This window comes from Arthrobacter sp. 24S4-2, from assembly GCF_005280255.1.
Lineage (GTDB): Bacteria > Actinomycetota > Actinomycetes > Actinomycetales > Micrococcaceae > Arthrobacter.
Genome location: NZ_CP040018.1, coordinates 3,644,834 through 3,671,113 on the forward strand (window position 1 = coordinate 3,644,834; position 26,280 = coordinate 3,671,113).

A 26,280-nucleotide genomic window follows, 5' to 3' on the forward strand; every position below is an offset into this window, starting at 1 on the left:
AGTCCACTGCGAACGGCGACACAAGATCGGGCCTCCGGCTGCGGTTGCGCATCGCTGCCCCGGGACCGACGCGCCAGCCAACATCCAGCCAGCGATTACACCCTCAACTGAGATACAAGCCCAATTAGCCCACCAGCGTCCTGAGCAGCCGGGCGCTCTGGCGCACGGAGAGACCGGGGAGGTAGGCGCGGCTCAATGCCCTGCCGATGGCAGGCAGCTGGAGGGGATCCTGGTAATACAGGTAGAGAGTCCGGTATTCGGGCTTGAACCGTGATTTGAAGGTTGCCAGCGAGCGGAATCCGTATACCGGTTCCAGGGCTTTCCCCACCACGTCCAGGATCGCCGCCAGTCCCCCGGGGTCCCGGTCAGCGTCCCGGTCCGGGTTCGGGTCAGCGTCGTCGGACCGGACGTCCACAGCGTCCTGGGGATCCTTTGCCAGTGGCGATCCGGACAGGGAGATCACTTCAACCGAACTCCGCAGCTCCAGGACCGCGGAGGCAATGAGGAACTCCATCACACCGGGGAAGCCGTCCTCGCGCCGCCGCATGAAGTCGAGCGTCCAGCTCACAACCTGTCCCTCCGCAAAAACGGGGAGCCAGCTGGTCACGCCATGCACGACGCCGTCCGGGCCAACAGCCACACAGCACAGCACATCGTCATCCATGAGTTCGTCCATGCCGCCGAGCGTAAAGCCCATTTCCGGGACGGATTTCTGGGCCGCCCATTCTTCGGATACCTCCAGGAGCTGTGCCCGCAGCGCGGCAGGAAATTCGCTGTACCGTCCCCAGACCGCCGTGACGCCGATCTTTCGCGCCCGGTTCAGTGCGGTCCGGACGTTTTGCCACTCCTTGCCTTTGAATTCAAGCTCCCTGACGGCAAGCCTGGTCTCCTGCGCCACGGCTACCCGGCTGAATGCGCGGGCGTGCAGCATTGGCCAGAGACCGTCGGTACTTGAATAGAAGCACGGAACCAGCGCATGTTCCGCGCAGTATTGCAGGAACCCCGCGGCGGCGACATCCCTCAGTGCCGGATCGCCAAACGGACTGCCCAGGGTCAGTGCCACGCTGCCGTGCTGCTGGTAGGCAACGCCGGCATCCTGCGCAGGCGTGAACCAGTATTTGTTCGGTTCCCACAACGCCATCCAGGACAGCGAATCGCCGCCCCGGCGCACAAGGCGCCGCGCAACATCCCTGTCCACGACGCCGGCACCTGCGCCGTGGTGCCTGCCCAGCAGCACAAGCCAAACGCCGGCCAGGGCGATGGCCCAGAAAGCAATGCCTGCATAGGCGAACAGGAAGGCTTCCACCGAATTGCGGTCTTGGAAGACCCGGAGATACAGACTGGGGATGGGGACAGGCAGATACTGCCGCGACAGTTCTGCCGCCAGGCCAAACAGGCCACCGTCGCGCTGCATCCCTCCGGCCGCCAGCCACGCGATGGAATAGGTCCCGGCCAAGGCAGTCAAAGTTCCGCCCAGCACGCCCGCCAGCTTCCGCCTGTCGCGCACCGAGGTTTCCACCCTGAACTGGCGGCGGTTGATCCACAGCAGCACCACCAGCAGCAGCGGAACGGCCACCAGCGGGAGCACATGGACAAAGCCGGACCCCATCACGGCCGTGCGGGGCCGGGACGGGTAGTGCGGAATCCGGGCAAACAGCGTGAGGTAGACGGCGGACAGCGCAGTGACGGCCAGCTGGAGGCCGATGGTGATCCGCCAGGCCAGCCGGCGCCCGCGCCGCAGGCCGTCCGCACAGATCAGCAGGAGCAGCACCGGGACGATGGCCAGGGCGAGGCCCAGAGGCCCGGCAAACCCGGTCCGCCCGACCTCAAGGCAACTCACATCCACCGTGCCGCCGCAGTTCTCCTCCAGCTGGCTGAGGGTGGGCAGCGGGTTCAGGACCACATCCCGCAGGAGCGCCAGCGGCCCCGTGGGGCTGCGGACTGCCGCGGTCAGGATGGGGCCGACGGCGAAAATCCCCACGATCAAGGCCAGCAGGTTACGTGTCTCGCGTCCGGTTGAACGGTGCCGGTGGAGCCTTCCGAGGTCGCCCTGGATCCACCACCCGGTTGCCAGCCCGGCCAGGGCGCCGCAGAACCCGACGACTGTCTCGGGATGCCCCACGTAGAGGACAAGAAGAAGCGACGCAGACAGGATTCCGGTGCGAAGGCGGCGTTGCCACAGGGTGGGAACCAGTCCGCTGGCGGCCAGGCTGGCAGCAAGGACCGCGGCATACGGCCCTATGTGGCGTGCGTCCACCATGAGCCCCAGCCAGCCGTCGCCGGCGTAGCGGGCCAGCTGGGTCACCAACAGAAACAGCGAGACAGCCACGAACTGTCCCGCGAAGAAGAACACAGCAGTCCGCAGCGTCCCCAGCCTGCGTTCGGCGAGTCCCAGCAGGAGCAGGATCATGAGTGCGGCGGTGACGTACGCCGTCGGGTTCGTGGCGAAGAAGAGCGAAGTGAACAGGGACCACCACTGGCCGTCCCGCAGTGCCGTCCCGTTAACTGACGCCACGGCGAGGAGTGCTTCCGGCGGTCCTGACAGGAAGCTGTCGGTGGCAGCGCCCGTCCCAAGAAACAGAGCGAGAACCGTCAGGGTAAACGGCACCGCTTTGAAGTGCTCCTTGATCCGCCGCAGGGCCTGAAGCATGACTCCGCCCCAGGACGGGCTGCTGGTGACGGCGGAGCCCTCGTTGGCCCGGGGCAGGCTCGTTGCGGGTTCGCTGTTCACTGACTGATTCTCCAGCGTTGTGCCATGAAGTCCAAGGCAGGGGGAAGTCCCCTTGACGCGGTTTCCCAGGAATGACCGGCGTTGGGCACGGCCCGGGCCTCCACAGCGAATCCCGCTGAACGCGCGGCCCGGGACAGTTCGTCCATGTAGCCCAGGAATTCCGGGTCCCGGGAACCCGCCCCGAAATAGATTGCATTCCCGTCGAACCGGCGTTCGTGCATGATGTTCAACGGCGTCTGCGCATCGAAGGCTGACACATCCCCGCCAAATGCGGCGTCTATGGTTTTCTGTCGTTCCTTGGCCAGCGCGGGTTCCCGCTCACTGGAGAACGCAAGGACCGCGGCGTAGATGTCCGGGTGGCGCGTTCCCATCTGCATTGCACAGGTGGCGCCGAAGGAGAATCCGCCGGCTGCCCACTGCCGGTGGTCGGGGTCGACGTCGAGGTTCTGCTCAATCCACTGGGGCACGTCGTGGGAAAGGAACGTGTCGGCCTTGGCGATGCGGCTGTCCATGCACAGGGTGTTGGCCGCAGCCGTTCCGTTGGGGTCCACCACAACTACCACCGGCGCCACCCCGTGGTGTTCGGTGGCGAAGCGGTCCATCCGGCTCCGCAAGGCGCCCCCGGTGAGCCAGTCCGACGGGCCACCGGGCTGCCCCGAAAAGAGCACCAGGACAGGGAGCGCGGGACGGGGCGTCGCCTGGTAGGCCGGAGGCAGGTAGATGTAGGCATCCCGTGTGGTGAGGCCGGACGAGGACCCGGGAATCGCAGCCTTCTGCAGGATCCCGCTGTCCGGCATTCCGTCGGGTGCATGCCACGCGGCCAGGGCCGTGGGTTGGGGTGCCCCCGGCTGCCGCTTCAGTCCGGGGTCAAGCGGCTCGATGCGGGCCGCCGCGGTGCCGAGGAAGTCGCTGACCGTGTGGTTCAGGCCGAAGTAGGCATTGATCTGGACGGCGCCGAGCAGGAACACGCCGAGCATTGCAGCGGTGGCCGCTGAGCCCGCGCGCCAGGCGGGTTTGCCCGCCGCGGCAGACCGTCGCCGTCGAAGTTTCCACAGCCGCAGCACCCACAGGAAGAGCGCGAAGACCACTGCCACAAACCACGCGAGCACTTCGCGAGGGAGTTCCTCGGGCAGGGTCAGGAAGACATACATCAGCAGCCAGTGCACTGCCAGCACAACACCGGCGGCGAGCACCAGGGCTGCGCCCACGCTGAGCATCCAGCGGCGTCCGCGGGCCCACAGCAGCCAACCGGTGCCCAGGACTCCGGCTGTCCAGGCAACCCAGAGCACAGGTCCGTCGGTCAGGTGGACGTCAGCTATGAAATCCACTGACGTTAGCGCCAGGTGCCAACACCGATGACCGGGCCGGCCTCCAGCCATGACGACAGGCCGGTGTAGGCGTCGAACTTCATGGCAAGCAGGACTTCCTGGCCTTCGTAGTGGAGTTCCACGATCACGGAGTCGGGCTGCACTTTGACGAGTTCGGACTCGGTGGGTTGGCGGCGGCCTATGAGTTCCAGCGAGCTGCGCCGGAACGTGTATTTGGGGCGCACACTGAGCGAGAGCAGCTTGAACCACTCCAGGTCGTTGTCCTGATAACGACAAACCCCCATCTGCCAGCTTTTTCCAGCCGTGCAAATGGAGGCGTCCACTGTGCCCAGGGCACGCCGCAGGTTGAAGCGGCGCACCCCGGACAGGCACAGTGCAAAAATCAGCAACGCAAAGACAGTTGCCAACGCGATGAACGGAAAACCAGGATCGTTCATCAAGGTCGTGCTAGCGGATCCCCGCAGTAGCCGCGTCACCCATTTGGGCGTTGTCAGCAACAATGACGACCCTGTTGTTGTCCACGGAGAAGAATCCACCGTCAACAACTACAGCAATGCGGTCACCGGTAACAGGCTCAATCGCCAGCTCACCTTCGGCCAGAATCGCCAGCAGGGGCGAGTGGCCGGGCAGGATTCCGATTTCACCATCGCTGGTGCGGGCCTTGACCATCTTGGCCGCTCCGGACCACACGAAGTGGTCCGCTGCGACAATCTCAACCTCAAGCTCAGCCATATTACTTGGTCTGTTCCTGGATCTTGGCCCACTGGCGCTCAACGTCATCCAGGCCGCCGATGTTGAAGAACGCCTGCTCTGCAACGTGGTCAAGCTCGCCGTCGCAGATCGCGGTGAAGCCTTCAACGGTGTCCTTGATGGAAACCGTGGAGCCCTCGACGCCGGTGAACTGCTTGGCGGTGTACGTGTTCTGGGAGAGGAACTGCTGGATGCGGCGTGCACGCGACACGACGATCTTGTCCTCTTCCGACAGTTCGTCAACACCGAGGATGGCGATGATGTCCTGGAGTTCCTTGTTCTTCTGCAGGATCTGCTTCACACGGACAGCCGTGTTGTAGTGGTCCTTGCCGATGTACTGGGGGTCCAGGATTCGGGACGTCGACGTCAGCGGGTCCACAGCCGGGTACAGACCACGGGAGGCGATTTCGCGGGAAAGTTCCGTGGTCGCGTCGAGGTGTGCGAAGGTGGTGGCCGGCGCCGGGTCGGTGTAGTCATCTGCGGGAACGTAGATGGCCTGCATCGAGGTGATGGAGTGGCCCTTGGTGGACGTGATGCGCTCCTGGAGGAGGCCCATCTCGTCAGCAAGGTTCGGCTGGTAACCCACGGCGGAAGGCATGCGGCCGAGAAGGGTGGAAACCTCGGAGCCTGCCTGCGTGAAGCGGAAGATGTTGTCGATGAAGAGCAGCACGTCCTGGTTCTGCACATCGCGGAAGTACTCCGCCATGGTGAGGGCGGACAGTGCCACGCGCAGACGCGTTCCCGGCGGTTCATCCATCTGGCCGAATACAAGGGCGGTGTCCTTGAGGACGCCTGCCTCTTCCATTTCAACCCAGAGGTCGTTACCTTCACGGGTACGCTCGCCGACGCCGGCGAACACCGAGGTGCCGCCGAAGTTGCGGGCCACACGGGTGATCATTTCCTGGATCAGAACGGTCTTGCCGACACCGGCGCCGCCGAACAGACCGATCTTTCCACCCTTGATGTACGGGGTGAGGAGGTCGATGACCTTGATGCCGGTTTCCAGCATTTCGGTGGAACCCTCGAGCGTTGCGAAGGCAGGAGCCTTGCGGTGGATGGCCCAGTGGTCCGAAGCCTGGATCTCGGACTCGTCAACGTCAAGCGGCTTGCCGAGGACGTTGAAGATGTGGCCCTTGACGCCGTCGCCCACCGGAACGGTGATGGGCGAGCCGGTGTCCACCACGTTGGTACCGCGGACGAGTCCGTCGGTAGCCTGCAGCGAGATGGCGCGAATGAGGTTGTCACCCAGGTGCAGGGCAACCTCGAACGTGATGGTCTTGGTCTCACCGTTGAGAGTAATCTCCGTGGTGAGTGCGTTGTAAATCGAGGGGATTGCGTCAGCCGGGAATTCGACGTCGACAACCGGGCCAATAACACGGGCAATACGGCCGGTGGCACCGGACGTTGCGGCTACGTGTTCGGTAGCTGTGGCAGTCATCTCTCTCACTTCACTCAGTAGATGGCGTGGGGGTTAAGTTTATCTTTTGGTGCAGGTACAGCTGGACCGGAACCGTGCTGGCTAGGACGCGTTCAAAGCGTCGGCACCGGCCACGATTTCGGAAAGCTCCTGCGTAATTTCAGCCTGGCGGGCAGTGTTGCGCAGACGCGTGTACTTCTTGATGAGGTCCGTGGCGTTGTCGCCGGCGGACTTCATCGCACGCTGACGGGCTGCGAGCTCGGAAGCTGCTGCCTGCAACATGGCGGCGAAAATACGTGATTCGATGTAGCGCGGCAGCAGGGCGTCAAGAACCTGCTCAGCTTTCGGCTCGAATTCGTAGAGGGGCAGAAGGTCCGATTCGGACGCAGCCTGCTCTTCGACAACCTCAAGGGGAAGAAGACGGATGACCGTCGGTTCCTGCGTCACCATGGACTTGAAGCGGGTGTAGACAACGTGGATCTCATCCACGCCGTCCTCTTCAAAGGCCGTAGCGAAGTCCTCCAGCAGTGCAGCACCGATTTCCTGCGCGGTCGCAAACTCCGGTGCGTCCGTGTTGCCGGTCCATACCCGTGCGTAAGGACGGTTGCGGAAGTCGAAGTACGCCTGGGCCTTGCGGCCGAGAACGTACGTCTTGACTTCTTTGCCTTCCTCACGCAGCAGCTCGGTTAGGCCTTCCGCCTGCTTGAGCACGCTGGCCGAGTAAGAACCTGCAAGGCCGCGGTCCGAGGTGATTACCAGGACGGCGGCCCGGCGGATCTGCTCGGGCTCGGTGACCAGCGGGTGGTCGATTTCGCTCTGGCTTGCGACAGCAGAAACGGCACGCGTAATCGCGTTTGCGTAAGGCAGTGAAGCCGCTACGCGTGCGCGGGCCTTGCCGATGCGCGAGGTAGCGATCAGTTCCATCGCCTTGAAGATCTTGCGCATCGACGTCGTCGAGCTGATCTTCTGGCGGTAGACCCGAATCTGGGCTCCCATACTTATCCTTTCCTAAGATCCCGGTGGCCGGGACTGCCGGAACCCGTCGGGGTTCCGGCAGTCCCTGCCAGCGAAACTAGCGCTTCTGCTTGACGATTTTTTCCTGGTCGACCTGAGCCTCGTCGATGGGGGCGTGCTCCTCGTGCCCCGCACCTACCAGGAAGTTGTCGCCCTCGCCGAAGAAGCCCTTCTTGAAGGCCACGATCGAGGTCTTCAGCGCTTCTGCAGTGTCATCGTCCATGACGTTGGTCTGTGCCAGCGTCGTCAGGATGGAGGACTTGTGCTTCAGGTGCTCCAGGAACTCGGTTTCGAAGCGGTTGATGTCCTCAACCGGAACGTCGTCCAGGTAGCCGTTGGTGCCGGCCCAGATGGATACAACCTGGTTCTCGACCGGGAACGGCGAGTACTGGCCCTGCTTGAGCAGTTCCATCAGGCGTGCACCACGGGTCAGCTGCTGGCGCGATGCGGCGTCGAGGTCCGACGCGAACATTGCGAAGGCCTGCATGTCGCGGTACTGGGCCAGTTCCAGCTTCAAAGTACCGGAGACCTTCTTCATGGACTTGACCTGAGCAGCGCCACCCACGCGGGAGACGGACACACCCACGTCGACAGCCGGACGCTGGTTGGCGTTGAAGAGGTCCGACTGCAGGAAGATCTGGCCATCGGTAATGGAGATCACGTTGGTCGGGATGTAGGCGGAAACGTCGTTTGCCTTGGTCTCGATGAGCGGCAGGCCGGTCATCGAGCCAGCGCCCAGCTCGTCGGAGAGCTTGGCACAACGCTCCAGCAGGCGGGAGTGCAAGTAGAAGACGTCGCCCGGGTAGGCTTCGCGTCCCGGCGGGCGGCGGAGCAGCAGCGACACAGCACGGTAGGCCTCGGCCTGCTTGGAAAGGTCATCAAACACGATGAGGACGTGCTTGCCGCCGTACATCCAGTGCTGGCCAATAGCCGAACCCGCGTACGGGGCCAGGTACTTAAAGCCTGCGGGGTCGGACGCCGGGGAAGCCACGATGGTGGTGTATTCCAGGGCGCCGTTGTCCTCCAGCGTCTGACGGACAGCCGCGATGGTGGACGCCTTCTGGCCGATGGCCACGTAGATGCAGCGCACCTGCTTCGTGACGTCCCCGGAAGCCCAGTTGGCCTTCTGGTTGATGATCGTATCGATGGCGATGGCCGACTTGCCCGTCTGGCGGTCACCAATGATCAGCTGACGCTGGCCGCGGCCGATCGGGATCATGGCGTCGATAGCCTTAAGACCGGTCTGCATCGGCTCGTGCACCGACTTGCGCTGGGTCACGCCGGGCGCCTGGAGTTCCAGGGCACGGGTGGTTTCGGCCTTGATTTCGCCGAGGTCGTCGATGGGCTGGCCCAGCGGGTCGACCACGCGGCCGAGGAAGGCGTCGCCGACCGGCACGGACAGAACCTGACCGGTGCGGTGGACTTCCTGGCCTTCTTCGATTCCGGTGAAGTCACCGAGGATGATGACGCCGATTTCGCGGACGTCGAGGTTCTGGGCCAGGCCCAGCGTGCCGTCTTCGAAACGAAGCAACTCGTTCGCCATGACCGAGGGAAGGCCCTCAACACGGGCGATGCCGTCACCTGCGGTGGTCACACGGCCGACCTCTACGCGCTCTGCGTTTCCGGGTTCGTAGGACGCCGCGAACTCGTTCAACGCAATACGGACGTCGTCGGCGTTGATGGTCAATTCGGCCATCTGCAGTCCCTGCTCTCCTGTTTTCGTGATCATCGTTGCTCACGATGACCGGGGTTTCTATCAGTTAAGTTGTGCTTGTCCGGCTAGCCGGCAAGCTGACGCTGGAGCTGGCCCAGGCGGGCGATGACCGAAGCGTCAACCACTTCGTCACCAACCTGGATCCGGATGCCACCGATCAGTGCCGGGTCAACGTTCATGTTGATCTTGAGCTCGCGCCCGTACAGGGCGTTCAGCCCTGCCTGCAGTCGGCTGGTCTGGGTCTCCGTCAGCGGACGGGTGACGCTGACCGTTGCGATCCAGCGCTGCTGGCGCTTGGCTGCAAGCTCCGCGAAACGACGCACAAGGCTGGTCGCCTTGAGGCCGCGGGGCTGCGAAACTGCCTGTCCGATAAGGACTTTCGCTTCCTCGCTTGCGCTGGGGACGAGCTTCTCGGCCAAGGCAATCTTGGCAGCCGGGCTCGCCTGCGGCTCGGACAGAGCACGCTGTACCTCGTGGCTGGAGCCGACGGTCTGGTTGAAGGAGAACAGATCGTTCTCCAGCGCTTCCAGTCCGTTGATTCCTGAGGCAGAGACGGCCGACCTGTTCTCAGCAACGGCAATTACCACCGAAGCGGCAAGAGTCTCGAGTGCATCGCCGATGTCCCGAGCCGACGCCCAGCGTGAACCGGCCAGTCCGCTCGCGATTTCCACAGCGTCAGCGGAGACTTTCCCGCTGAAGAGCTGCCTGACCAGCGCCGACTTTTCGTCACCGCTGCGGGACGGGTCAGTCAGGGCGCGGCGCAAGCCAGCCGAGCTGTCCACCGTTCCCAGGATTCCGAAGAGTTCCTTAGCCAACTGCAGCGAAGCGAAGGGAAGCTTGGCTTCCAACGCAACCAGCGCCGCCGTCAGCGATTCGCTCGATACACCTGCCATTACTTAGCTGCACCTGCGTTCTGGTTCTCCAGATCTGCCAGGAAGCGGTCAACCACACGGGCCGCACGCGCATCGTCCGTGAGTGACTCGCCAACGATGCGGCTCGCCAGCGTGGTAGCCAGCGTGCCGACCTCAGCGCGAAGCGACACGACAGCAGCCTGGCGCTCGGACTCGATCTGCGCGTGGGCGTGGGCGGTGATGCGGGCAGACTCTGCAGCTGCCTTTTCCTTCAGGTCCGCAAGGATCTGAGCGCCTTCGCCACGGGCTTCTTCGCGAATGCGGTTAGCTTCTGCACGGGCGTCGGTGAGCTGCTGCTTGTACTCTTCGAGTGCTGCGGAGGCCTCGGCCTGGGCCTTTTCGGCCCTGGCGATGCCACCTTCGATGGCCTCGGCACGCTCTGCGAACGTCTTCTCGAACATCGGGACAACGAACTTGACCACGATGTACATGAGGACAGCAAAGCCGGCGAAGACGACAAGCATCTCCCAAGGATTGGGAACGAGGGGGTTAGTACCGCCTTCGGTGGCGGCTGAGATGATCGCTTGATGCATATTTCACCCGTCCTTATCTACTCGGTTCTGGATGTTCGGTTGTTCTGTTTACTTGAGAACGAACGCGAAGACCAGGCCAAGGATGGCGAGGGCTTCAGTCAGCGCGAGGCCGAGGAACGCGATCGGCTGCAGGACGCGCTGGGCTTCCGGCTGACGTGCCACACCATTGATGTAAGCCGCGAACACGAGACCCACACCGATACCACCGCCGATAGCGGAGAGGCCGTAGCCGATGAGGTTGAGGGAGCCGTTGATGGAGCCTTCCATTTTTCTTCCTTTCAAGATGCCACCCGTGTGGCAGGTTGTTTGGGTTGCTTCATCCCCGCGAAGGGGAAGTCTGTGTTGTGCCTGACGGCGGGGTGCCTAGTGGCTGTCCGCGTGCAGCGCGCCTTCAATGTAGATGGCAGTCAGCAGCGTAAAGACGTAAGCCTGCAGCGCCATGATCAGCGCTTCCAGCATGTACATGGCGATAGCGCCGGCGAGCACCAGTACCGAGGTGCCCTTGAGGAGGACGTTCTCCTGCATGACCAGGTATTCGATGCCGGAACCGGCAATCATCACGATCAGGTGGCCTGCCAGCATGGTGGCGAACAGACGGAGGCTGTGCGTGACCGGCCGGACCAGGAAGTTGGAGATGATCTCGATCGGGATCACGATCGGGAGGATGTAAATCGGCACTCCCGAGGGAACGGTGGCCAGCTTGAAGTACTTGATCCCGTTCTTCCTCACACCGATGGCGATCCAGGTGACGTAGACGATGGCCGCGAGCACATATGCTCCGCCGACGTGGGAGAAGCTCGGAAGCTGGACAACCGGGATGGCGCCGTAGATGTTGTTCACCAGGATGAAGAAGAAGAGGCTGAACAACAGCGGGACGTACTTCATGAAGTCCTTGCCGCCGATGATGTCCTTGGCGATGCTGTTACGGACGAAACCGTAGGCGGCCTCGCCTGCAAACTGCAGTTTGCCGGGAACAAGCTGCTGCTTCCGCGCAGCTAGCAGAAAGAATGTAGCGATAATGACGACCGACAGGATTACCAGCAGCATCTGCTTGGAGAATCCGTCTGCCGCACCCCACGGCAGGATTGCCGGCAGGTGGAGTTCTTCAATTCCAGGAGGATTGAACTCTCCTGAATCTTGGGCCGGGAGCGCAAGCGCGATCAACGCGTTTCCTCTCTGCAGTGTCCATCATTGGGCGTTGGTGAGGGTCCGGCGATCTTCATGTCCGCCCTTCCCCATGTGAAATTGTTTGGCATTACTGTTCCTCGTCCTTGGACGGGCCGCTGGCTGCACTGTCTTCACCAGTTGACGTTCTGTTACTGGTGAGGCCGTGCATATGAGAAAGATAGAACCCTCCCGCAACTCCAAGCAGAGCGCCTGCGAGCACAATCCAGCGGGTTCCCCACAGATAATCCAGACCCCACCCTATCAAACTCCAGACGATGATTCCGCCAACAATGTAGCTAAAGACGGCGATTCCGGCGTTGTATCCGCCGTCGCTGCCGTCAGTGGATACACCGGGGGCACCGGCTGTAGTTTTGGGTGTTTTGGCAGCTTTGTTAATAGGTCTGGCAAGTGGCCCCCGGCCAGTTTTGCGGCTAAACATCGGTGCCGCCTTTTCGGGGTTCGGGATCGTTGTAAATCTGGAGCCTCGACTTGCCGAAACCATAAATCTCGGCTGCCTGCCAAAACACCACGGTCACGACGGCACCGATCAGGAACCAGCGTCCGTGGAGCCACGCGGGCGCGCCGAAAACAAAGAGCACCACGGCAAACCCCACAACTTTGACGAAGTACGTGACCACAAAGACGCCGATGGCTCCCGACGGATTGTTGCGTCCGACGAAATGGCCAACGAGGAGGCTGATCCCGAAGAAGGCCATGACCAGGATGCCGCCGAAGGTGCTGGACAGCACCCCCACGGCGCCGTTGAGGATCGCTGCCGGTATGGCCGTGAGCACCAGTGCGGCACCGCCAGCGGCGGAGCTCAGGATCAACAGCCGCAGCCACAGCGACTTTGTGGGGCCGGAAACACCAACGGGTCCGTCGCCGGATCTGTGTCCGGGTTCGGCGTTGGAGGTCATGAGATCCCAATCGTCGTGATACTGCGGGCTGGCGAGGGTGTATGCGGCGACTGGCCGCATTGAAATTCTACATGAGATAGAAAATATTCGGAAAAGGGTGTGAAGTGTTCACTCCTGCCCCGCAGCTTCCGACTCGGCCGCGGACTCTGCCTCCGACCTCGGCCCCGGACCCGGGGCCTTGTCGCGCAGGTAGGGCCAAGCTGTAACCACCGCCATAATGGCGGCCGCCAGCACGTCCACAGCCAGCACCATCTGCCAGGGGAAGATGGCAAATGCCAGGCCGCCAAAGGCCAGGACGCAGGTCCATGCATACATCAGCAGCACGGCAGCCCGGTGGGAATATCCGATGTCCATGAGCTTGTGGTGGAGGTGTCCGCGGTCAGCGGACCACGGCGAACGCCCCAGTGCAGTCCGCCGGACCACTGCCAGGCAGAGGTCCAACAACGGCAGGAACAGCACCGCGAACGGAAGGAGGATGGGGATGATCGTCGGGATACCGTTGGCGCGGTCGTAGAGGCCGGAGGTGATCTGGCCGGTTGAGACGATACCGGCAGAGGCCAGGAGGAGCCCGATCAGCATGGCGCCGGAATCCCCCATGAAGATCTTCGAGGGAAACCAGTTATGCGGCAGGAAGCCCACGCAACCGCCCACCACCACCGCGGTCAGGAGCGTCGCGAGGTCCGAATAATCGAGCAGGACCGCGGACCTGTGTACCCAGTAAGCCGTCAGGAAGAAGGCGGCGCCGCCGATGATGGCCACGCCGGCGGCAAGCCCGTCCAGACCGTCAATGAAGTTGAAGGCGTTCATGGTGGTCACGATGAGTCCGGCGGTGAGGACGATGCTCACAATGTCGTTCTCGAGCACGATGGGTTCCGGCACAAACGGAACGATCGTCATCCGGACGCCCCAGATGGCCACCACCGTGGCTGCCGCGCTCTGACCGATCAGTTTGACCCACCAGCGCAGGTCGAGGAGGTCGTCGGCCAGCCCCACTACGACGATCAGCGTTGCGCCGGCAAGGACCCCCACGGGGAGGCATTGCCGCGGAAGATGTCCTTTACGAAGAATGACTGGCTGGCAACAATCAGGGCCACCAGGAATCCTGCGTAGATCCCGAGGCCGCCGAGCCTCGAAACCTGGTGGGAGTGCGTATCCCGGCTGCGGATCGGCGAGAACAGTTCGAGCCTGTTGCCGATCAGGCGTGCACCCCAGGTGGCGGCGAAGGACACTCCGGCCGCCGTCAGCATCATGAGCAGGTACATGATCATGGGGAAGTCACCTTCCCCATGCCGTCAGCGGAAACAACCCTCGACTGTATGCACCGCTGCGGTCCGGTCATTGCCGGGCAGCAGGGATAGCTCGGGTGCGATTGCTGTGAAACTGACTTTCGATAAATGAAACTTCTCCGTCGCCGTGCGCGCGGCAGGCAGTGCGTAGTGCCTGACAGGGCTGTATTACAGTGGACTCTAGTCAAGATACTAATGCCAACGGCTAGCTGGCTTCGCGTCACACGGCCCATTGCCGGCGGGAAAACCTCCGGCGGCCGTGCTGAAAGGAACCACGAATGTCCCTGTCGGTTGCAGTTGCTGCCGTGACGTTTGACCGTCCCCGTGAGCTGGCCGTGCTCCTGAATGCCATCAATAGCCAGACCGCTGCGGTCCGGTCAATTTGCCTGGTGGACAGCGGTACAGTGCCCGCCAAAGAGGTGGCCAACCAGCACCCCAATGTGGACTACGTCCGCTCCGAGGCGAACCTGGGCGGTGCCGGCGGATTCTCCCTGGCCATCCTCAAAGCGGTGGCCAGCGGCGCTGACTGGATCTGGATGATGGACGACGACGCCGAGCCCGGCGACCCTGAGTGCCTCGCCACGCTGCTCCGGGAGGCGGAGGCACGCGGCCTTGATGCTGTGGTTCCGCTGGTCGCCGCGCCGGGCCACCCGGACCGGCTGTCCTTTTTCTTCCGCCTCGACGGCAAAGTGACGCACGACCGTGCGGAAGTGGAGAAGCTCGGATTCCTGCCCGATGACGGGCATTTCTTTAACGGTGCGCTGATCCGCTCGGACGTCTTCTTCAAGGTGGGCCTTCCCGACATGCGGCTCTTCATCCGCGGTGACGAGGTGGACTTCACCATCAGGCTCCGCAAAGCGGGCATGCGGTTCGGCACCGTCACCACCACGGCCATCACGCATCCCCACGCCTTTGCGGAAACCAAGCATGTTTTCGGGGCGAGGTGGCACGTGATTGTTCCGGAGACCGCCTTCAAGCGCTACTACTACTACCGGAACCGCGGCTACCTGATCCGCCGCCACTTCCGGGTCAAGTCCCTCATCGCGGATGTGGGCGGCTACCTGGGCTACTTCCTGCGCCGCGGGGACTTCCGCGGCCTCGCTGACTGGTTCCGGGCGTTTTCCACCGGCCTCCGAGGCAAGGGCTTCGCGCCCCTGAAGGACCAGAAGTTCTAGCCTGAGGGTCCGGGCCGCCTAGCCCTTTGACGCCAGGCGGCGCCGGATCAGCAGGCCCAGGAGCACCCACGGCTCACCGAACACCCGGTAGGCGACCCGGCGGGGGTGCAGCATGAGCCGCCAGGCCCACTCCAGGCCCAGGCGTCCAAGCCACCGCGGAGCCAGTTTCTGGATCCCGGCAATCTGTTCGATCGCACCACCCACGGCGCAGTAGACGGCGGGCGGCAACGCTGCCAGCCTGCGCTGGAGCACCATTTCCTGCAGCGGCATGCCCAGGCCGAGGAGCACCAGTTGGGGACGCAGCTCCGTCAGCCAAGCCACGGCCTCGCCCTCAAGCTCGTCATTCCATCCTTCGCCGGGCATGCCGGCGACCTTGGCCTGCGGAACGATTTCCTTCAGGCGCGCCACGGCCTTTGCGTTGGCCTCTGCCCCAGCGCCGATGACGGCGATCCGGTCGAGACCATCCACGCTGCCCAGGGCCGGGATCCAGTCTGTGGAACCCAGCCGGTAGTCCATCACCGGCGCGTCGGCGTCGCCCGACCGTCCCCACAGCCACAGGACCGGAGCTCCGTCGAGGAGCACAACGTCGCTGTTTTCGTAGAGGGCGCGGAATTCCGGGTCCGAGTGGAACAGCGTCACACTGTGCAGGTTGTGGCCCACCACGGTGCGGGTCACGCCCTCAGACACGAAGCGGTTGAGGGCCACGGTCAGTTCGGGGACAGTCAGAGGCGTTGCGTCGACGCCGAGTACCGGGACGTGCTGCCGCGTGAGGATCATTCGACGCCGGGTCCGGTCGGGCGCGCTTCGGCAGCAGTTGCCGGCTCAGCCTCGGTTGCCGGCTCCGTTTCGGGCTGCGGTTCAGCTTCGGTTGCCGGTTCCCCTTCGGGTGCTGTCTCGGCTTCGGACATCGGTTCACTGGCCGGTTCAGCCTCCGCGGCGTCGGCCGCGTTGCCGTCCACGTCCAGCAGGCCCGGAACAACCTCACGGAGCCGTTCAACGGAAATGGCGCCCTGCCGGACAACCCGCAGCGGAAGCGTTGTGGCGTCCACAATCGTCGACGGGAGCGCTTCGGCCCCTTCGGCCGGCCGGAGGCCGCCTTCGAGATAGACCTCCACCGATTCTGCAAGTTGGTCCTGCGCGTCGGCGGCGGTCCGGGCGGCGGCCTGGCCGGTCCGGTTCGCGGAGGACACCGCCAAGGGCCCGGTGAGGGTCAGCAGGTCCTGGGCGACGTCGTCGGCCGGCATCCGCAACGCGACGGTGCCCTTGGTTTCACCCAGGTCCCAGTCCAGGGACGGCTGGGCGTGGAAGATCATGGTGAGGGCGCCCGGCCAGAACGCCTCGGCCAGCTTGCGGGCCCCTGCCGGCACGTCCGTTGCCAGTCCGTCCAGGGCGTTGAGCCGCGGGATCAGGACGGGCGGGGGCATCTTCCGGCTGCGTCCCTTCGAGACGAGCAGCATGGTGACGGCCTGCGGCGAGAACGCGTCCGCGGCGATTCCGTACACCGTGTCCGTCGGGAACACCACGCATTTGTTTTGCCGGATGGCCCGCTGGGCATGCTCCAGCCCTTCGGCCCGCTGGTCGGCTGCCGTGCAGTCATAGGTTGTGGTCACTGGCCTATTCTTTCATCAGTTCGTGCACTGCGCTTCTTGCACGGCGCTTCTTGCGCTGAGCTTCATGCAAAGCACAGCGCCGTCTATCGGTCCGACGGTGCGGCGAGGACGGCGCTGGTGGCACGCTCCTTGCCGTTGAGGTCCAGGTGCGTCGTGACCTCGGACCAGCGGACGGAACTCTTCAGCATGGCGGCGATCCAGGTGGCCTGGACTTCGGCGTGTTCCATCACGAAGTAGCCGCCCGGAACCAGCAGCCGGGCAGCTGAGGCAGCTGCCGCCGTGGGGAGTTCCATCCCGTCCGCTCCCCCGCCGTAGAGCGCCTCGGGCGGGTCGTGCAGCGCCACTTCGGGTTCGTTCGGGATGGCTTCCGCTGGAATGTACGGCGGGTTGGAGACGACGACGTCGAACGTCCCGTTGTGCTCCGGCAGGGCGTCGCGCAGGTCCCCCCGGACCAGCTTTACTCCCAGGGGCGCCAGGTTCCGCGCCGCCCAGGCATGGGCGAACTCGCTGAATTCCACGGCATGGACCTCGGCGCCGGGGACCTCGTGCGCGATGGAGCCCGCAATGGCTCCGGAGCCGGTGCCAAGGTCCACAACCTTCGCATGGTGCACGCCGGTCAGCCGTTCCCGGTTGTTCAGCCAGTCAATGACCAGCTGGACCACCGACTCGGTCTCTGGCCGGGGAATGAACACCCCGGGCCCTACCGCAAGCTGCAGGTAACGGAAATGGGCCACGCCGGTGATGTGCTGCAGCGGAACGCGCCTCGCCCGCTCGGCCACAAGGTCCGCATAGCCGTCGGGTTCCGGCGAATCGCCCAGGAGCATGGCCCGCAGGCGGCCCAGCCCGACGCCCAGCAAGTGATCCGCCAGCAGCTCGGCGTCCACCCGCGGGCTGGGAACGCCTGCCTCCGCCAGCAGCTCTGTTGCTTCGCGGACGGCCTCCGCCAGGCTCAATCCTGTTCCGAGTGTCATCAATCGACCCGCCGTGGCCTACTCGCCGATGGCGTCCAGGCGCGCCTGTTCGTCCATCTCGATGGCCGACTGGATGACGGGCTCGAGATCACCGTTCATGACCTGGTCCAGGTTGTAGGCCTTGTAACCGGTGCGGTGGTCCGCGATCCGGTTTTCGGGGTAGTTGTAGGTGCGGATGCGCTCGGAACGGTCCATGGTGCGGATCTGCGACTTGCGCTGGGCCGAGTTCTCGGCGTCGATCTGCTCCTGCTGGTGCGCGAGGATGCGGGCGCGCAACACGCGCATGCCGGCTTCACGGTTCTGCAGCTGTGACTTCTCGTTCTGCATTGCCACCACAATTCCGGTGGGAAGGTGGGTGATCCGGACCGCGGAGTCAGTTGTGTTGACGGACTGTCCGCCGGGTCCCGAGGACCGGTAGACGTCGATCTTGAGATCGTTCTGGTTGATCTCGAGTTCCTCGGGCTCGTCCACTTCGGGAAGCACCAGCACACCGGCAGCCGAGGTGTGGATCCGGCCCTGGGATTCAGTCACGGGGACGCGCTGCACACGGTGCACGCCGCCTTCGAACTTCAGCCGTGCGTAAACGCCCTCGGCCGGATCGTTCGAATTGCCCTTGACGGCCATCTGGACGTCCTTGTACCCGCCAAGGTCCGATTCGGTGGCGGAAATGAGTTCGGTCTTCCAACCGCGGGACTCCGCGTACCGGGTGTACATGCGCAGCAGGTCGCCGGCGAACAGGGCAGCCTCATCGCCGCCTTCACCGCCCTTGACCTCCAGGATCACGTTGCGGGCATCGTCCGGGTCGCGAGGGATCAGCAGGCGGCGAAGATTCGCGGCTGCCTTCTCCAGTCCGGCCTCCAGCTCAGGGACCTCCGCAGCAAACTCGGGATCCTCCCCCGCCATTTCCTTGGCTGCAGCCAGGTCATCGCGGATGCTTTCCCAGCGGTGGTAGGCCTCCACAATGCCGTTCAGCTGCGCAGACCGCCGCCCCAGCTTCCGGGCCAGCCGCTGGTCAGCGTAGACAGCAGGATCCCCAAGCTGGGCCTGGATAGAGTCGTGCTCATCCAACAGGCCCTGTACGGACTCAAACATTTTCAAAACCTCTTTCGACTCTCTCAAGTCTAGTAACGCGACAGCGAAGGTGGGCAAACAGTGAAGCCGTTCGGTTTTCTGCCGCCCGGGAGTGGCATCGGGCCTGCCGGAGCCGGGAGGCCTGCGATCGAAGATCGCAAGCCTCCCGGCGTAGGGGCGGGGCGGCAAAAACCGAACGGCGAAGGCGGGGGCGGAATCCCGCACGGCTAACCGCGCGAGATTCCGGCACCCCGCCTTGTGTTCAGCTACTTGTCGTTATCGGACTTCGCACCAAGCGTCGTCTTCTGGACCTGCATGAGGAACTCGACGTTGCTCTGCGTCTCCCGGATCTTGTTGGTCAGCAGCTCAAGGCTCTGCTGCGTTTCGAGTCCGGAAAGGACGCGGCGCAGCTTCCACATGATCTTGACTTCCTCGGGGGAAAGCAGGTTCTCTTCGCGGCGGGTACCGGAGGCGTTGACGTCCACGGCCGGGAAAATGCGCTTGTCCGCCAGCTGGCGGGACAGGCGGAGCTCCATGTTGCCGGTGCCCTTGAACTCTTCGAAGATGACCTCGTCCATCTTGGACCCGGTCTCCACGAGGGCCGTTGCCAGGATGGTCAGCGAGCCGCCGTTTTCGATGTTGCGGGCTGCACCGAAGAAGCGCTTCGGCGGGTACAGCGCGGCGGAGTCCACACCACCGGACAGGATACGGCCGGAGGCCGGTGCTGCCAGGTTGTACGCGCGGCCCAGGCGGGTCATCGAGTCGAGGAGAACCACAACGTCCATGCCCATTTCCACGAGGCGCTTGGCGCGTTCGATGGAAAGCTCGGCCACGGTGGTGTGGTCGTCGGCGGGACGGTCGAAGGTGGAGGCAATGACCTCGCCCTTGACGGTGCGCTGCATGTCCGTGACTTCTTCGGGGCGTTCGTCAACGAGCACCATCATGAGGTGGACCTCAGGATTGTTGGTGGTTATGGCGTTGGCGATGGACTGCAGGATGAGCGTCTTGCCGGCCTTGGGCGGCGAAACGATCAGGCCACGCTGGCCCTTGCCGATCGGGGCAACCAGGTCGATGACACGGGGGCCGATTTTCTTCGGGTCCGTCTCAAGGCGCAGGCGCTCGGACGGGTACAGCGGCACGAGCTTCGCGAACTCGACACGGTCCTTGAGTTCTTCCGGCGTCTTGCCGTTCACCGAGGTGACACGCACCAGGGCGTTGAACTTCTGGCGGGCGGACTGCTGGCTGCGGTCCTCGCCGTCACGCGGGGCGCGGATGGCGCCGACGACGGCGTCGCCCTTGCGCAGGTTGTACTTCTTGACCTGTGCGAGGGATACGTAGACATCGTTCGGGCCCGGCAAGTAACCGGAGGTGCGGATGAAAGCGTAGTTTTCCAGGACGTCCAGGATACCTGCAACGGGCAGCAGGACGTCGTCCTCGGTGACCTCGACGTCGTCGACGTCCGGTCCCTGGGCGCGTCCGCGGCGGCGGTCGTTGCGGTCGCGGAAGCGATCGTTGCGCGAGTTGTCGCGGGTGTCCTGACCACCGGAGCGGTCGTTGCGGTCACGGCGGTTGCGGCGGTTGCGGCGGCTTCCGCCGTCTGCATCTTCACTGTCGCGGGTGTTGTCGCGGGTGTCCTCGCGGCGGGTGTCGCGGGTACCGGTGGTGTCTCCGCCATCGCGGCCGCCACGGGTGCGGGTGGTCTGGCGTTCGTTGCGCTGGCCGGCTTCGGCAGCAGCTTCGCCCTGCTCTCCACCACGCTGCTCGGTGCGCTGCTCGCCGCGCTGTTCCGTGCGCTGCTCGCCGCGCTGTTCACGCTGCTCGCCACGCTGTTCGGCGGGGGCCTCAGCCTGGGCTTCACCTTCGGTCGCCGGGGCGGAAACCTGTGCCGCCGCTTCGCCGCGGCGGCGGTTGCGGGTGCGGGGCTGGCGGCGCTCGGCGCCTTCAGCCGGGGCGGCTTCAGCCACCGCCGGCTGGCCTGTTTCGGGAGCCGACGGGGCGGAGGGTGCTTCGCTGGGGGCGGCTTCCGGGGCAGGTGCCTCGGTGGCCGCGGCGGTCACAACACCGTCGCTGCCGGCGCGGCGGCTGCGGCCACGGCGGGCACGGGTGCCTTCCTGGGCAGGAGCCTCGGCGGCTTCAGCCGCAGGTGCGGCCGCAGCCGGCGCGGTTGCCCGTGCCGAGATGTTTTCGCCGGCCTTGTCAGCGCCCTTGGCCGGGGCCTTGGTTGCCGGGGTGCCCGCACGATGAGCGGAAATGGCGGTCACGAGATCACCTTTGCGCATGCGGGATCCGCCGGAGATACCCAGCTGGCTGGCAAGTGCCTGCAGCTGGGCGAGCTTAAGGCCTGCAAGGCCGCTGCTCTTGGCGGGTGCTGCCGAAGACAACTCGGTAGCAGAAGATGATATGTCCACAGCTGGCGACAGCTCAGTGGTTTCGGTCACGAAGGATCCTTCCCCTCGACGGCGTCCAGACTGGGAGCTGGACGCGATGATTTGATCTGGGCTGCAGTTCAGATCTGCAGCCGGATTTCGGCCTTGCCGGATGGAATTCGGCCAGCAGGGCCGGATACTGATACACCTCGTACATTCCAACAAAGAGACCGGAATGGCTGACTGACGGTTCAGGGGTGCAGAGCGATTCTGCAGAATCCTGCGACAGACCAAGCAGGCGGCACCGGAGACTATTGCGCAGTTGAATGTCAGAGCAGCAGAAGATCAGACAGGCGCCTTGGCCAACATCGGGTTCTCTTGACTGCGGGTTTGGAACTTTTTTGACTGACTGCCTACGGGATTACCGCCGGTGCACTCCCACTTTAGCACCTTCGACGTCCACCGCCAGCTTCATCACACGCCACCCGACGTCCGGCGTGTTGGCTTCGGTGTAGCTGCCGATGAAGTCCACCACGGTGGCTGCCTCATCTTCCCCGTTGGCCAGCACCAGAACAGTTGGGCCAGCGCCGGACACAACGGCTGCGTACCCCGCCCGCCGCAGGGCCCGGATCAGTTCCGCGCTGGGCCGCATCGCCTCTGCGCGGTAGCTCTGGTGAAGGTACTCTTCGGTGCCCGGCAGGAGGAATTCCGGCTTGCTGGTCAGCGCATGGATGAGCAGTGCCGCCCGGCCGGAGTTCATCGCCGCGGCGTGGTGGCCGATCGACGCCGGCAGCAGTGCGCGCGCAGCCTCGGTGGAAAGCTCATAGTCCGGCACGGCCACCACGGGAATGACGGATTCCGCCACAGTGGCACACGTGCTGCTGTACTGGTCACTGTCCTGCCATGACAGCGCCAGCCCGCCGAAAATGGCCGGTGCGACGTTGTCCGGATGCCCTTCCATCTCGCTCGTGAGCTGCAGGATCCAGTCCTTGCCGCGGCGGGACTGCTCAGGAACCAGCGCGTTCGCCGCGGTGACCGCTGCGACGACGGCAGACGCCGAGGAACCCAGGCCGCGGCCGTGCGGGTTGACGTTGTCAGCAGTGATCCTGAGGCCGTCATGACGGTATCCCAGGCGATGCAGTGCCTCGGTGATGGCCTTGACCACAAGGTGGCTCGCGTCGCGGGGCAGCGTTTCCGCACCTTCGCCGCTGAGTTCGAACTCAAGCTGGCCGCCGGCCAACGTTTCCACCGTAAGTGTGTCGTGCAGCGACAGGGCCAGTCCCAGGCTGTCGTACCCGGGGCCCAGGTTGGCGCTGGTGGCCGGTACCTGTACGGTCACCAGCTGCCCGGCCGGGACTGCCGGCGTGTCGGCGGCAGACTCGGCCGGGACTGTCAGGGTGGTTTCCAAGGCTACTTTTCTTCCAGACCAAGCGCGGCAGCCACGGTGACCACATCGTTGGACACCTTGACCGGCTGCACGTCGCTGCCGTCCTCGGTGCGCAGGGCCCATTGCGGGTCCTTCAGGCCGTGTCCCGTCACCGTGATCACGATGGTCTTGCCGGCGGGAACCTCCCCGGCGGCGTGCTTCTTGATCAGGCCGGCAACGCCTGCGGCGGAACCCGGTTCGACGAAGACGCCTTCCTTGGCGGACAACCAGCGGTGTGCTGCCAGGATCTCGTCGTCCGTGACGGCGTCGATGAATCCGCCGGACTCGTCACGGGCGGCGATGGCACCGTCCCAGGAGGCCGGGTTCCCGATCCGGATTGCCGTGGCGATGGTGTCCGGTTCGGTGATGGGGTGGCCTGCGACAAACGGTGCAGCGCCGGCGGCCTGGAAGCCCCACATCTGCGGGGTCCTGGTGGACACGGCGGGCAGCGTCCCGGCAGTTTGGGACTCGAACGGCGCCGAGTACTCTTTGTAGCCCTTCCAGTACGCGGTGATGTTACCGGCGTTCCCCACCGGGAGGACGTGGATGTCGGGGGCGTCGCCGAGCGCATCCACGATTTCGAAGGCACCGGTCTTCTGGCCCTGGATACGGGCCGGGTTGACCGAGTTCACCAGGAAGACCGGGTAGGACTCGCCGAGCTTGCGGGCGATGTCCAGGCAGTTGTCGAAGTTTCCGTCGACCTGCAGGAGGGTGGCGCCGTGGGCGATCGCCTGACTGAGCTTGCCCATGGAGATCTTGCCTTCGGGCACCAGGACGGCGCACTTAAGGCCCGCTGCCGTGGCGTAGGCCGCCGCGGACGCGGACGTGTTGCCGGTGGAGGCACACACCACGGCCTTGGCGCCGGAGGCAACCGCGGCCGTCATGGCCATGGTCATGCCGCGGTCCTTGAAGGATCCCGTGGGGTTCATGCCTTCGACCTTGAGATACACGGTGGAGCCTGTCAGCTCGGAGAGCTTCTGCGCGTGGACCAGCGGGGTGCCGCCCTCACCGAGGGTGATGACCTTCGTGGTTTCCGTTACGGGCAAACGATCAGCGTATTCGCGGATGACACCGCGCCATTGGTGAGCCACTTAGACTCCTTCTACCCGCAGTACGGATGTAACGGAATTGATGACGTCCAGGCCCTTCACGGCCCGGACGGTTGCTGCCAGTGCAGCTTCGGTTGCGCGGTGGGTGACGATCCGCAGTTCGGCCGATTCAACGTTGGAATCGGCATCACGGTGGATGGTCTGGCGCATGATCTCGATGGACACGCCATGCTCCGCGAACAGCTGTGCGATCTTTGCCAGGACGCCGGGCTGGTCGGCAACGTCCAGGCCGATGTAATAGCTCGTGTTGACGGCGTCGATGGGCAGGGCGGGAACCTGGCCGTTGGTGGTCTCGGTCTGCGCCGGTCCGCCCAGGACAATCCGGCGGGCGGCTGAGACGAGGTCGCCCAGCACGGCCGAGGCCGTCGGAGTGCCGCCGGCTCCCTGGCCGTAGAACATCAGCTCGCCGGCGTTCTCGGCTTCAACGAAGACAGCGTTGAACGCGCCGTGCACGGCAGCCAGCGGGTGCTCGCGCGGCAGCAGGGTGGGGTGCACGCGGACCGAAACGCCCTCGCTTCCATCGGCAGCCGTAAGTTTCTCGGCGATGGCCAGCAGCTTGATGACGAACCCGGCGTCCTTGGCCGCGGCGATGTCTGCGGCGCTGACTCCCGTGATGCCTTCGCAGTGGACGTTCTCGAGGTCGAACCGGGTATGGAAGGACAGCGAGGCGAGGATGGTCGCCTTGGCGGCAGCGTCAAGGCCGCCGACGTCGGCTGTAGGGTCCGCTTCGGCGTAGCCGAGGCGCTGTGCCTCCGCGAGGGCATCGGCGAACTGCGCGCCGGTGGTGTCCATCTGGTCCAGGATGAAGTTGGTGGTGCCGTTCACGATACCCAGCACGCGGGTGATGCGGTCGCCGGACAGGCTGTCGCGGATGGGGCGCAGGATGGGGATGGCGCCGGCCACGGCTGCTTCGTAGGACAGCTGGACGCCCGCCTTGTCCGCCGCTTCGTAGAGGGTGGGGCCGTCCTGGGCCAGCAGGGCTTTGTTCCCGGTGACCACGCTGGCGCCGTTCTGGATGGCGGTGAGGATCAGGGAACGGGCAGGCTCGATGCCGCCCATCAGCTCGATGACGAGGTCGGCATCCTTGACCAGCGTGTCAGCGTCGGTGGTGAACAGCTCGCGGGGCAGCTCAACGTCACGGGGCGCGTCGATGGTGCGCACGGCGATTCCGGTCAGCTCCAAACGGGCGCCCGTGCGGGCCGCCAGCGCTTCGGCGTCGTCAATGAGAATCCGCGCCACCTGGGCCCCAACGTTGCCACAGCCCAGCAGGGCTACTTTCAGGGTTCGCAATTCAGTCATTCAGACTCCCATGTCGCGGTTCAGCAGATCTTGTTCGGTTTCCCCGCGGACAATCAGCCGGGCTGATCCGTCGCGAACAGCGACAACGCCCGGCCGGGCCAGATAGTTGTAGTTGCTTGACAGGGCCCAGCAGTAGGCGCCGGTCCCCGGTACAGCGAGCAGATCACCGGCTGCCACGTCCTCGGGCAGATATACATCTCTAACAACTATGTCGCCGCTCTCGCAATGTTTGCCCACTACGCGGGACAGCTGCGGAGCCGCCCCGGAGGTGCGCGACGCCAGAATGGCCGAATAATCCGCGTCGTAGAGCACCGGGCGGGCGTTGTCGCTCATGCCGCCGTCCACCGACACATAGCGGCGCGGGTGCGTAACGTTTTTGGCCGCACTTTCAGCTTCGGTGCCGGCTTCGACGGCCGGTGCGTCCACGCGCACGGTCTTGAGGGTGCCCACTTCGTAGAGGGTAAAGGTGGTGCTGCCCACGATGGCGCGTCCCGGCTCAATCGAGATCCGGGGAGAAGTGATGCCCAGTTCGGCGCAGGTGGAACGCACGACGGCGGCCATCGCCTGGGCGATTTCGGCGGGGGGCCGCGGGGTGTCCGCCGGCGTGTAGGCGATGCCGTACCCCCCGCCGAGGTCCAGCTCAGGCAGGACGATGGAGTACTTTTCCTGCATGGCGGCCAGGAAGTTGAGCAGTTTCACCGCGGCCAGCGCGAAACCGTCCGGTTCGAAGATCTGCGAGCCGATGTGGCAGTGCAGGCCGAGGAGTTCGATGCTGTCATAGCTCGTGGCGGCGGCCACGGCCTCCTCTGCCGCGGACAGGCCGGCCTGGTCCGTGGAATCCCCGGCCATGGAAAGGCCGAACTTCTGGTCCTCGTGGGCGGTGGCAATGAACTCGTGCGTGTGCGCGTGCACTCCGGGGGTGAGCCGCAGCATCACCTTGGCGGTTTCGCCGCGGGCTGAGGCGATCTTGGCGACGCGCTCCAGCTCGGCGAGGCTGTCCACCACGATCCGGCCCAGCTTCATGTCCAGGGCACGGTGGATCTCGGCGTCGGACTTGTTGTTGCCGTGCAGGGCGACGTCGGCTCCCGGGATGCCGGCGCGGCCCGCGACGGCGAGTTCCCCGCCCGAGGCTGTGTCCAGCCGCAGGCCTTCTTCCTCCACCCACCGGACGACGGCGGTGCACAGGAACGACTTTCCGGCGTAGTAGACGTCCACTCCCCCGCAGATGTCGGCGAAGGCATCGTTGAAGGCGTCGCTGAAGGCACGGGCGCGGGCGCGGAAGTCGTTCTCGCTCATCACGAAGAGCGGCGTGCCGAACTGGCGCCGGAGCTCGCTGACGGGGATGCCATCAATGGCAAGTTCGCCAGCGTCGTTCCGGGCAACGCCGGCGGCCCACATGGGTTCGTGGAGCGCGTTGAGGTCTGCCGGGACGGCAAGCCATTCGGGGGCCAGCGGGGATGCGGTGTTCAAGGGGTTTGCGGTCAT

23 protein-coding genes and 1 pseudogene are annotated in these 26,280 nt (G+C 64.6%); 1 reads left to right on the forward strand and 23 read right to left on the reverse strand.

The window, feature by feature from the left end; all coding sequences use genetic code 11:
• Positions 1-124: 124 nt before the first annotated feature.
• The 14 genes and pseudogenes from FCN77_RS16955 to FCN77_RS17020 form a co-directional block, all read right to left on the reverse strand.
• A complete protein-coding gene (locus FCN77_RS16955; RefSeq protein WP_137324825.1) occupies positions 125-2,650 on the reverse strand; it encodes a bifunctional lysylphosphatidylglycerol flippase/synthetase MprF in 2,526 nt (841 codons plus the stop codon).
• 77 nt (positions 2,651-2,727) lie between these two features.
• Positions 2,728-4,059, reverse strand: coding sequence for an alpha/beta hydrolase family protein (locus tag FCN77_RS16960; protein ID WP_137323206.1), 1,332 nt, complete (start codon positions 4,057-4,059; stop codon positions 2,728-2,730).
• A gap of 5 nt (positions 4,060-4,064) precedes the next feature.
• Positions 4,065-4,496: a DUF2550 domain-containing protein gene (locus FCN77_RS16965; RefSeq protein ID WP_137323207.1), complete on the reverse strand. Its 432-nt coding sequence runs from the start codon at positions 4,494-4,496 to the stop codon at positions 4,065-4,067.
• 10 nt (positions 4,497-4,506) lie between these two features.
• Entirely contained in the window at positions 4,507-4,791 is a 285-nt protein-coding gene (locus tag FCN77_RS16970; protein WP_137323208.1) for a F0F1 ATP synthase subunit epsilon, read from the reverse strand.
• A 1-nt stretch (position 4,792) separates the two neighbouring features.
• Positions 4,793-6,247: a F0F1 ATP synthase subunit beta gene (atpD, locus tag FCN77_RS16975; RefSeq protein ID WP_137323209.1), complete on the reverse strand. Its 1,455-nt coding sequence runs from the start codon at positions 6,245-6,247 to the stop codon at positions 4,793-4,795.
• 81 nt (positions 6,248-6,328) lie between these two features.
• The gene (locus FCN77_RS16980) at positions 6,329-7,222 is read right to left on the reverse strand and encodes a F0F1 ATP synthase subunit gamma (protein ID WP_137323210.1); all 894 of its coding nucleotides are present in this window, start codon (positions 7,220-7,222) and stop codon (positions 6,329-6,331) included.
• Positions 7,223-7,298: 76 nt separating this feature from the next.
• Positions 7,299-8,936: a F0F1 ATP synthase subunit alpha gene (atpA, locus tag FCN77_RS16985; RefSeq protein WP_137324826.1), complete on the reverse strand. Its 1,638-nt coding sequence runs from the start codon at positions 8,934-8,936 to the stop codon at positions 7,299-7,301.
• 83 nt (positions 8,937-9,019) lie between these two features.
• The gene (locus FCN77_RS16990) at positions 9,020-9,847 is read right to left on the reverse strand and encodes a F0F1 ATP synthase subunit delta (protein WP_137323211.1); all 828 of its coding nucleotides are present in this window, start codon (positions 9,845-9,847) and stop codon (positions 9,020-9,022) included.
• Complete coding sequence (locus tag FCN77_RS16995; protein WP_137323212.1) at positions 9,847-10,398, reverse strand: F0F1 ATP synthase subunit B; 552 nt, start codon at positions 10,396-10,398, stop codon at positions 9,847-9,849. The genes FCN77_RS16990 and FCN77_RS16995 overlap by 1 nt, the downstream gene beginning before the upstream one ends.
• A 48-nt stretch (positions 10,399-10,446) precedes the next feature.
• Positions 10,447-10,665, reverse strand: a complete 219-nt coding sequence (gene atpE, locus FCN77_RS17000; protein WP_003804776.1) for an ATP synthase F0 subunit C — start codon at positions 10,663-10,665, stop codon at positions 10,447-10,449.
• Positions 10,666-10,761: 96 nt separating this feature from the next.
• A complete protein-coding gene (atpB, locus tag FCN77_RS17005) occupies positions 10,762-11,562 on the reverse strand; it encodes a F0F1 ATP synthase subunit A (RefSeq protein WP_137323213.1) in 801 nt (266 codons plus the stop codon).
• Positions 11,563-11,653: 91 nt separating this feature from the next.
• Positions 11,654-12,004 carry an AtpZ/AtpI family protein gene (locus tag FCN77_RS17010; protein ID WP_254678601.1) on the reverse strand — a complete coding sequence of 117 codons (351 nt, stop codon included), beginning with the start codon at positions 12,002-12,004 and terminating at the stop codon, positions 11,654-11,656.
• On the reverse strand, positions 11,997-12,482 hold the full coding sequence (locus tag FCN77_RS17015; protein WP_137324828.1) for a hypothetical protein: 486 nt from the start codon (positions 12,480-12,482) through the stop codon (positions 11,997-11,999). The genes FCN77_RS17010 and FCN77_RS17015 overlap by 8 nt, the downstream gene beginning before the upstream one ends.
• Before the next feature lie 108 nt (positions 12,483-12,590).
• Positions 12,591-13,750, reverse strand: a pseudogene (locus FCN77_RS17020) (MraY family glycosyltransferase).
• A gap of 296 nt (positions 13,751-14,046) precedes the next feature.
• Here FCN77_RS17020 and FCN77_RS17025 point away from each other — a divergent pair.
• Positions 14,047-14,943 (forward strand): glycosyltransferase, encoded by an 897-nt coding sequence (locus tag FCN77_RS17025; RefSeq protein ID WP_137323214.1) that lies wholly within the window; start codon positions 14,047-14,049, stop codon positions 14,941-14,943.
• 18 nt (positions 14,944-14,961) lie between these two features.
• On the opposite strand, the gene FCN77_RS17030 is transcribed toward FCN77_RS17025, so the two are convergent.
• The 9 genes from FCN77_RS17030 to lysA all read right to left on the reverse strand — a co-directional run bounded on the left by FCN77_RS17030 (position 14,962) and on the right by lysA (position 26,280).
• Entirely contained in the window at positions 14,962-15,720 is a 759-nt protein-coding gene (locus FCN77_RS17030) for a WecB/TagA/CpsF family glycosyltransferase (RefSeq protein ID WP_137323215.1), read from the reverse strand.
• A complete protein-coding gene (locus FCN77_RS17035) occupies positions 15,717-16,553 on the reverse strand; it encodes an L-threonylcarbamoyladenylate synthase (RefSeq protein WP_137323216.1) in 837 nt (278 codons plus the stop codon). Before FCN77_RS17035 ends, FCN77_RS17030 begins: the two co-directional genes overlap by 4 nt.
• Before the next feature lie 83 nt (positions 16,554-16,636).
• Positions 16,637-17,524, reverse strand: coding sequence for a peptide chain release factor N(5)-glutamine methyltransferase (gene prmC, locus FCN77_RS17040; protein ID WP_137323217.1), 888 nt, complete (start codon positions 17,522-17,524; stop codon positions 16,637-16,639).
• An 18-nt stretch (positions 17,525-17,542) separates the two neighbouring features.
• Positions 17,543-18,616: a peptide chain release factor 1 gene (gene prfA / locus FCN77_RS17045; RefSeq protein WP_137323218.1), complete on the reverse strand. Its 1,074-nt coding sequence runs from the start codon at positions 18,614-18,616 to the stop codon at positions 17,543-17,545.
• Between the two features lie 245 nt (positions 18,617-18,861).
• Positions 18,862-21,033 (reverse strand): transcription termination factor Rho, encoded by a 2,172-nt coding sequence (gene rho / locus FCN77_RS17050; RefSeq protein ID WP_137323219.1) that lies wholly within the window; start codon positions 21,031-21,033, stop codon positions 18,862-18,864.
• Between the two features lie 349 nt (positions 21,034-21,382).
• The gene (gene thrB / locus FCN77_RS17055; protein ID WP_254678602.1) at positions 21,383-22,369 is read right to left on the reverse strand and encodes a homoserine kinase; all 987 of its coding nucleotides are present in this window, start codon (positions 22,367-22,369) and stop codon (positions 21,383-21,385) included.
• A gap of 2 nt (positions 22,370-22,371) precedes the next feature.
• Positions 22,372-23,478 carry a threonine synthase gene (gene thrC / locus FCN77_RS17060; protein ID WP_137323220.1) on the reverse strand — a complete coding sequence of 369 codons (1,107 nt, stop codon included), beginning with the start codon at positions 23,476-23,478 and terminating at the stop codon, positions 22,372-22,374.
• A complete protein-coding gene (locus tag FCN77_RS17065) occupies positions 23,479-24,795 on the reverse strand; it encodes a homoserine dehydrogenase (protein ID WP_137323221.1) in 1,317 nt (438 codons plus the stop codon).
• Entirely contained in the window at positions 24,796-26,280 is a 1,485-nt protein-coding gene (gene lysA / locus FCN77_RS17070; RefSeq protein ID WP_137323222.1) for a diaminopimelate decarboxylase, read from the reverse strand.

Bases quoted from the DNA above. Each gene is read 5' to 3' on its own strand.
- FCN77_RS16955 (WP_137324825.1), bottom strand. From the start codon at position 2,650: ATGCTTCAGGCCCTGCGGCGGATCAAGGAGCACTTCAAAGCGGTGCCG.
- FCN77_RS16965 (WP_137323207.1), bottom strand. From the start codon at position 4,496: ATGAACGATCCTGGTTTTCCGTTCATCGCGTTGGCAACTGTCTTTGCG.
- FCN77_RS16970 (WP_137323208.1), bottom strand. From the start codon at position 4,791: ATGGCTGAGCTTGAGGTTGAGATTGTCGCAGCGGACCACTTCGTGTGG.
- atpD (WP_137323209.1), bottom strand. From the start codon at position 6,247: ATGACTGCCACAGCTACCGAACACGTAGCCGCAACGTCCGGTGCCACC.
- FCN77_RS16980 (WP_137323210.1), bottom strand. From the start codon at position 7,222: ATGGGAGCCCAGATTCGGGTCTACCGCCAGAAGATCAGCTCGACGACG.
- atpA (WP_137324826.1), bottom strand. From the start codon at position 8,936: ATGGCCGAATTGACCATCAACGCCGACGACGTCCGTATTGCGTTGAAC.
- FCN77_RS16990 (WP_137323211.1), bottom strand. From the start codon at position 9,847: ATGGCAGGTGTATCGAGCGAATCGCTGACGGCGGCGCTGGTTGCGTTG.
- FCN77_RS16995 (WP_137323212.1), bottom strand. From the start codon at position 10,398: ATGCATCAAGCGATCATCTCAGCCGCCACCGAAGGCGGTACTAACCCC.
- atpE (WP_003804776.1), bottom strand. From the start codon at position 10,665: ATGGAAGGCTCCATCAACGGCTCCCTCAACCTCATCGGCTACGGCCTC.
- FCN77_RS17010 (WP_254678601.1), bottom strand. From the start codon at position 12,004: ATGTTTAGCCGCAAAACTGGCCGGGGGCCACTTGCCAGACCTATTAAC.
- FCN77_RS17015 (WP_137324828.1), bottom strand. From the start codon at position 12,482: ATGACCTCCAACGCCGAACCCGGACACAGATCCGGCGACGGACCCGTT.
- FCN77_RS17025 (WP_137323214.1), top strand. From the start codon at position 14,047: ATGTCCCTGTCGGTTGCAGTTGCTGCCGTGACGTTTGACCGTCCCCGT.
- FCN77_RS17030 (WP_137323215.1), bottom strand. From the start codon at position 15,720: ATGATCCTCACGCGGCAGCACGTCCCGGTACTCGGCGTCGACGCAACG.
- prmC (WP_137323217.1), bottom strand. From the start codon at position 17,524: ATGACACTCGGAACAGGATTGAGCCTGGCGGAGGCCGTCCGCGAAGCA.
- prfA (WP_137323218.1), bottom strand. From the start codon at position 18,616: ATGTTTGAGTCCGTACAGGGCCTGTTGGATGAGCACGACTCTATCCAG.
- FCN77_RS17065 (WP_137323221.1), bottom strand. From the start codon at position 24,795: ATGACTGAATTGCGAACCCTGAAAGTAGCCCTGCTGGGCTGTGGCAAC.
- lysA (WP_137323222.1), bottom strand. From the start codon at position 26,280: ATGACCGCAAACCCCTTGAACACCGCATCCCCGCTGGCCCCCGAATGG.